Annotated in this window: 6 protein-coding genes and 1 tRNA gene; 2 read left to right on the forward strand and 5 right to left on the reverse strand. The window is 60.2% G+C overall.

What is annotated here, in order from left to right; translation table 11 throughout:
* Positions 1–174: Arm DNA-binding domain-containing protein (locus tag VN623_RS09350; protein ID WP_325570392.1), on the reverse strand; the 174-nt coding region annotated here is incomplete at its 3' end.
* Between the two features lie 149 nt (positions 175–323).
* Positions 324–408 (reverse strand) — tRNA-Tyr (locus VN623_RS09355).
* A 345-nt stretch (positions 409–753) separates the two neighbouring features.
* Between VN623_RS09355 and rlmB the strand changes: the two genes are divergently transcribed.
* Positions 754–1449: a 23S rRNA (guanosine(2251)-2'-O)-methyltransferase RlmB gene (gene rlmB / locus VN623_RS09360; RefSeq protein ID WP_325570394.1), complete on the forward strand. Its 696-nt coding sequence runs from the start codon at positions 754–756 to the stop codon at positions 1447–1449.
* A 56-nt stretch (positions 1450–1505) separates the two neighbouring features.
* On the opposite strand, the gene VN623_RS09365 is transcribed toward rlmB, so the two are convergent.
* From VN623_RS09365 to VN623_RS09375, 3 genes are all read right to left on the reverse strand, one after another.
* The gene (locus VN623_RS09365) at positions 1506–1835 is read right to left on the reverse strand and encodes a hypothetical protein (protein WP_325570384.1); all 330 of its coding nucleotides are present in this window, start codon (positions 1833–1835) and stop codon (positions 1506–1508) included.
* 172 nt (positions 1836–2007) lie between these two features.
* Positions 2008–2412: a hypothetical protein gene (locus VN623_RS09370; protein ID WP_325570386.1), complete on the reverse strand. Its 405-nt coding sequence runs from the start codon at positions 2410–2412 to the stop codon at positions 2008–2010.
* Positions 2413–2557: 145 nt separating this feature from the next.
* Complete coding sequence (locus VN623_RS09375) at positions 2558–3997, reverse strand: exopolysaccharide biosynthesis polyprenyl glycosylphosphotransferase (RefSeq protein WP_325570388.1); 1440 nt, start codon at positions 3995–3997, stop codon at positions 2558–2560.
* 483 nt (positions 3998–4480) lie between these two features.
* Between VN623_RS09375 and VN623_RS09380 the strand changes: the two genes are divergently transcribed.
* A partial coding sequence (locus tag VN623_RS09380; RefSeq protein WP_325570390.1) for an exopolysaccharide transport family protein occupies positions 4481–6447 on the forward strand: 1967 nt, incomplete at its 3' end.

Consider the following 6447-nt stretch of genomic DNA (forward strand, 5'->3'; position numbering starts at 1 on the left):
TGCGGAACCGAGCCCGAGATACCTTGGCTTGCAGTCGTGCATGTACCGGAAGACCCAGGAGCGGGCCCCGCTTGGCTTCACCCTCAGATAGAGCCCAGCGCCGTCTGGGTAGAGGCCCGGCTTCTTGATGTTCGAGGCAGAGATAGCGGTGAGGCGATGAGTTGTTTTCGGCATCCCTGGGTCCACAAATTGGTCCACAAACGCGAGGCCGATGGTAGACGATTTCCGCCGACGTCAATAGACGTCAGAAAGCACTTTTCCTTGATTTTGTTGGGATTTCAGAAGCACCAAACGACGCCAATCGACACTGACAGACAGGGACTTGGTGGAGAGGGCTGGATTCGAACCAGCGTAGGCGAAGCCAACGGATTTACAGTCCGTCCCCTTTAGCCACTCGGGCACCTCTCCATGGGATGCGGAATATCCGCGATCCAAACGAAAGCGCCCTGCCGGTGCGGGCAGGGCCTACGTCCGCGTTATCTTCATGGGGCCCTTCCCTGTCAATCGGAAAAGCTGCAAGGTCACCCGAGCGCGCGCATCCTGGCCGCCGCCCAATCGACTATCGCCGCTCTAAGTTAAAGACCGAGGCTAATCCTGACAAACGAACGCATTAAGAAACCGTGGCGCGACAAGAAGCGCCCCGCTGGTTTTTCCGGTGCTCGGCATGGCGCGTCGTCGCACGCAAAATCGGCACGACGGGGAACCCATGCTGCGGTCATAACCAGCGAAGACGGTCCGCTTCGGCTGTTCGGTCTGCATGCGGTCGAGGCGGCACTTAAAAATCCCGCCCGTCGCGCCAATCGCTTGCTCCTCACTGAAAATGCCGAGCGCCGGCTGACCGAGGCCGTCGGACCCATCAAGCTCGCGATCGAACGCGTAACACCGCGCGACCTCGATCGCCTGCTCGGTTCCGACACGGTGCATCAAGGCGCAATGCTCGAAACGGAGCTGTTGCCGGAGCCCGAATGGAGCGATCTGGCAAATAGCGCGAACGGACGGCCGCTGATCGTCCTCGATCAGGTCACTGACCCGCACAACGTCGGCGCCATATTGAGATCGTCAGCCGTGTTCGGCGCCAGCGGCCTCGTAATGACGCGGCGGCACAGCCCCCCGTTGAATGGCGTCCTCGCCAAATCGGCATCCGGCGCGCTTGAGCTCGTCCCGGTGGCGCTGGTGGCCAATCTGTCGCGAGCGTTGGACGAATTGAAGTCGGCGGGCTTCACGATCGTCGGGCTGGACGGCGACGCCGAACAAAGCATCGAAGACATCGACTGGTCGCACCCGACCGCGCTGGTGATGGGTTCGGAAGGCAAGGGCTTGCGCGAACTCACGCGTAAAACGTGCGATAGCCTCGCCCGCATCACGACCGATGGTCCCGTCGCCAGCCTCAACGTCTCGAACGCAGCGGCGGTGGCACTGCATACGGCCATGCTGGCGCGGCGAAAATGAATTCAGCCGGTGCACGGTTGCACCGGCTGAAATTGTCTCAGGCAAAGTCCAGTCGCTCAGTCGCAGACCAACGGACGGTCGCAAATATAGCGGCCGCCGCGGCAGACGGTGTCGCCATACTCGTTTTCGAAACAACGCCGATGCGACCAATGGCATTCGCGTGGTCCGCGGAAGCAGCCATCGTCGTACCGTGAATAGTAGCGCGGCCCATAGTAGTCGTGGGCTCCCGCAGCGGCGCCCAGAATGCCGAGGCCGATGATGCCAGCGGCAACACCAACTCCAACACCGACGCCGCGGCCGCCGGCTTCAGCCTGCGGTGCAACGGCGAACGTCATGGCGGCCACCATCGTCAGCGCCATCAGCGCATTCGCAAATTTTTTAATCATGGGTCTCTCCCCAAGCTCGTGACCGCTGCTGCGCGGCCACGAATCCAGATTCACCGATTCCCTCGGAGTAGCTAAGCGTCTCACAAACCAAATGAATGTGGCGTGAACGCGAAATGCGCGAGACACCGCGATGGCTTCAACCGGTGTTTGCTTTTTCAGCCGGTGAGAATAATCACCAGTCTCCGCGACGGTGACCGCCATAATGCCGGCGGTGCCACTCAACGTGGTAGTAGCGCTTCTTCCACGCTCCCCACGACGCGTAATAGGGCGGCAGGGTCCCCTTGAAGCGGTCGATCCGTGGCGGACCCCACTGGCCCGAATTGTAATAGGGGTAGTACCCGCGCGGGTCGTAGAAGTAGGAGTAGCGGTCATTCAGATATCCGCGAGGATAACGAGACGAGTAATCCCACTGCCCGTTCTCGTGTGACCAACCCGTTTGGCTGCGGTTATCCGGGCTATTCAAATCGAATGCCGAGGCGGACTGGCTGACTGTCACGAAAGCCGCCGTGATTGCGGCCAGTGCCATCAACGATTTGACACGCATGACGAAAGCTCCCGGCTGGAGGCGACGGAGCATGGCAAAAGAGCTCCGCGATCGATTCTGTAACCGTTACCTCGAATCGCTGCCTAGATTAGCTAAAGAACGACGAAAGGCCACACATGTTCGCCGCGACGTTGCGCAATTCAGCAATGCCGTAGCATCTTCGCTTCATTCCCTGAGCCTAAAACGCATTGCGGCTGGCTTTCGGCGAGATCAGGGTCAGAAGAATGATGTAAAGGTCGAATCCCACCGAGCAGTTATCGATGTAATAGAGGTCGTGATCGACCCTCCGGCGCATCGCCTCGTCCGTGTCGGTGGCGCCGCGGAAGCCGTTAACCTGCGCCCACCCGGTGATTCCGGGCTTCACGTTCAGCCGCCGCGGATAGTCGGCGATCCGCTTCTCGAAAAAGCGATCATGCGCGACGGCGTGCGGGCGCGGCCCGACAAGCGACATCTCACCCCTTAGGACATTGAGCAGCTGCGGCAGTTCATCGAGCGAGGTTCGGCGCAGCAACCTGCCAATGCCTGTGACGCGCTGGTCGTTCTCCGTTGCCTGCTGAACGGTGTCGCCGTCATCGAGCGTCGTCATCGTGCGAAATTTCCATATCTGGAATTCCGCCAGGTTGTAGCCACGACGGCGTTGTCTGAAGAAAACCGGTCCGCGGCTGTCAAATTTGATGAGCACGGCGACGGCGACGAACAGCGGGCTTAAGAGAATAAGTGCGATTGCCGAGACGAGCACGTCGAACCAGCGCTTTGCCGTGGCCTCGAACTGACTGAGCGGCGCACGGGTCAGAGACAGAGCCGCGGCCTGGCCGAACCGGGCAATGCGAGCATCCTTGAATCGGCCGAGAAGACCGCCGGCACTTAGATGGATTGCGACCGGCAGAACGCTGAACGCATTGACGGATCGCTCGAGGAAATCCGGACCCGCAAGCGAATCCGAGATTATGATGTCTTCGATGCCGAGGGCGCGCGCATTTCCGACGGCAGCATGGAGAGCGCTGTCGATTTCAGTCGCGTCATGGGCGACGTGCGGAAGAGCGACGCGCGCCACGATGAGAAATCCGGCGGCGCTTTCGATCTCGCGTTCCATACTCGCGATATCGAGATCGGTCGCGACGATCATCAGCTTGCGTCGGCGTACCCAGCCCCATGCAATCAGCCGGCCCATCCCGCGATTGAGCGCCGCGTTGAGCATGATCGCCGTCGCGAAGCCCGAGATATAGAAGAGTACCAGCCACGCGCGCGAGAATAACTGCGTGCTTTTCGTCAGGAAGCCGATGACGGCGATGCCGACGAAAGCCAAATTCCAGACGAGGAATAAACGACCCGGACTACGTCGCCCCTCGAGCAGACTTTCAATTCCGTATTCATCGCGAATAAAGAACGCCAAGCCATAAGCAAGCCCCGTAAGACTGCCGACCGCCGCATAGTTTTCGATCGAACCGGGCGCACCGTAGACGGCGTAGTGGTAGGCGAGACCCGTCGCGATGGCGACGGCGACGATCGATGTGAGTTCGATGATGAATGCGGCGCCCGAGAAGCTCGAATGCGTCAATGCAAAACGAGAAAATCCAACGACATTCCGAGATGAAAGCTGATGAACGCTGCCAAACACCCGGTACAGATCCTTGTCTCTATATGAGCAGGTGAAATTCCCCCGCCTACAATAGGCGATGCACAATCCAGGCCTTTATAGTCGTGCAGCGAATTGCGCTTCCATTTAGCGCATCGTGCACATGCACTCGGAAGCATCTGGCCGCGCGGTAAGCACATCTCGCCTCGCATTAACGATCGCGGCTTAGTGACCGCACCGTTGTGACGGTCGCAATTGACGGGGCTTCGTCGCCCGATTTGCAATCGCATGCTGGCACCATGTCCAGATGACGCGACCCGCCGGGCATGTCCCTTGCACCAGACTTTATTGACGGGTCGCACGGTTGTGGCCGACGCCTCCAAAAGGCATCGACTGCAGCCGAGCACGCGGCCGTGTCTGTAATTAGAACATTCGGAGCAAAAAATGGCACAGTTCGAGGCGCGCCTTAACGCCGTATCAATTGCGCCATTTTCACCGCGCCTTTCCCGGCTCCGCAGAAAGTCAATGACCGGAAGCATTAGCTCAAATTCCTCGAGCGACGCACAACGCGCGCAGAACGGCGACACGGATCTCGGCAGCTTTCTTTTGATCCTGCGTCGCAACTTCGGGAAAATCCTGGCGGCGACGCTGCTGTCTTTAATACTGGCCGGCTTCTATCTTGCCATCGCCAAGCCGATGTACACGACGTCCGCCTCACTGTTCATCGATCCCAGGAATCGCAAAGTCGTAACCGACGAGGTCGCACAGGGCGGATACGGAACGGATCTGGCTCTCGTCGAAAGCCAGGCCTCGATCATCACATCGGATGAGGTGCTGAAACGCGTCGTCGACAAGATGCACCTCGCGGGCGATCCAGATTATGCCCCCGCCTATGGTCAAGGCCTGCTGTCGAAGATCAAGGGCCTCGTCATCAAGCGCCCGGCCCCGCCGGATCCGGCAACGCTGGCGCTGAATACCCTGGCGGACTCGATCAAGGTGAAGCGGGCGCAGAAGACTTACGTCGTCGATCTCGAAGTGACGGCATCGACGCCCGCTAAGGCGGCGGGTGTCGCGCAAGGCGTGCTCAATGCGTATCTTGCCGACCAGACCGCCGCGAAAAGCGATCAAGCCAAGCACGCCAACGCCCTGATCGACGCACGCCTTGGCGAATTGCGCGAACAGGTGCGCGCCGCCGAAACACGCTCAGACGATTATAAGCGATCCAACAAGCTCTTGACGTCAGAAGGTGGCGCCGTCACCGAACAGCAGTTGACCAAGCTCAACGGCGAGCTTGCGACGGCACGCGCCGTCACGGCCGAGAACAAGGCGCGCTACGACCAGGTTCAATTGGCACTCAAGTCTCCCGGCGGCTCCGCCGTACTTCCCGATGCCATTCGCTCTGGCCTTATCCAGAAGCTTCGCGAGCAGTATGCCCAGGTCGCTCGACGCGAAGCTGCGCTCGCCTCGCAGTTGCAAAATCGTCATCCGGTGCTGATCGAGGTGCGTTCGCAGCTTGCCGCGGTCAAGACGCAGATCAACGCCGAACTGCAACGCATCGCGACCGGCGCCGAAGGCGAATATCAGATCGCCCTCAGTCGTGAACGCGACATCGGCGCTCAGCTCGAGAAGACGAAGGAAGAGGTCCGCCGGGCGAACACGGCGCAAATCAAGGCGCGCGAACTCGAACAGGACGTGACGACGAGCCGCGAGCTGATGGGCGTGTTCCTGCAGCGCGCCAAGGAGACGCAAGAGCAACAGAATATTTCCACCCCAGATGCGCGTGTCATCACGCCACCGTCGGTGCCGACAAGGCCATCGAAGCCGTTCCCTCTTCTCATTCTCGGATTGGGATTGATCGGCGGCCTCGGCCTCGGCGTGGCGTGGGCCTTGGTTTCCGACCACCTCGACGACAGCATGCATTCGGCGGCCGAGTTCGGCGACGTAACTCGTCTCGCGAATATCTCCACCATTCCGGCGCTGCGAGGCTCGTCAGTTCTCGTGTTGGGCCGAGCGAAAGAGACCGCTGACGTGCCGCAGTCTGCCCAGTTCAAGGATCTGCTGCTCGCCATTGCCGATACCAAAGGCGAGCGCGCAGCGGCTTATAGGCAAGCCGTGCTGCGGCTTTTGTCGACGATCAAAAGTCATCAGCGTCCAGGACGCCCCCATACGGTGATGATGGTTTCGCCGCGCTCTGGCGCCGGCAACTCTGCAACCGCGCTCGCCGTTGGCTACGCCGCAGCGCTCGCCGGAGATCGCGTCCTGCTCGTCGATGCAACGTCCGTCAATCCGGAGTTGTCGACGATTTTCGCGACGACGCTGAAGGCCACGAACGTCGTCATCCTGGATAGCAAGGATCACCTGAACCAGATAACGACGCGCGATACGCGGACCGGCCTCGCGTTCCTGCCGATCGCGCTGGCCGACCTGCGATCTCTGAGAACGCAACAGCGTCACCGTCTCGTCGCCGGTCTCAATGGTCTCAGCCAGAACTA

The organism is Hyphomicrobium sp., assembly GCF_035572195.1.
Lineage (GTDB): Bacteria > Pseudomonadota > Alphaproteobacteria > Rhizobiales > Hyphomicrobiaceae > Hyphomicrobium_B.

Excerpts from the sequence above, each read along its gene's own strand:
- VN623_RS09370 (WP_325570386.1), bottom strand. The coding sequence starts at position 2,412 with ATGCTCCGTCGCCTCCAGCCGGGAGCTTTCGTCATGCGTGTCAAATCG.
- VN623_RS09365 (WP_325570384.1), bottom strand. The coding sequence starts at position 1,835 with ATGATTAAAAAATTTGCGAATGCGCTGATGGCGCTGACGATGGTGGCC.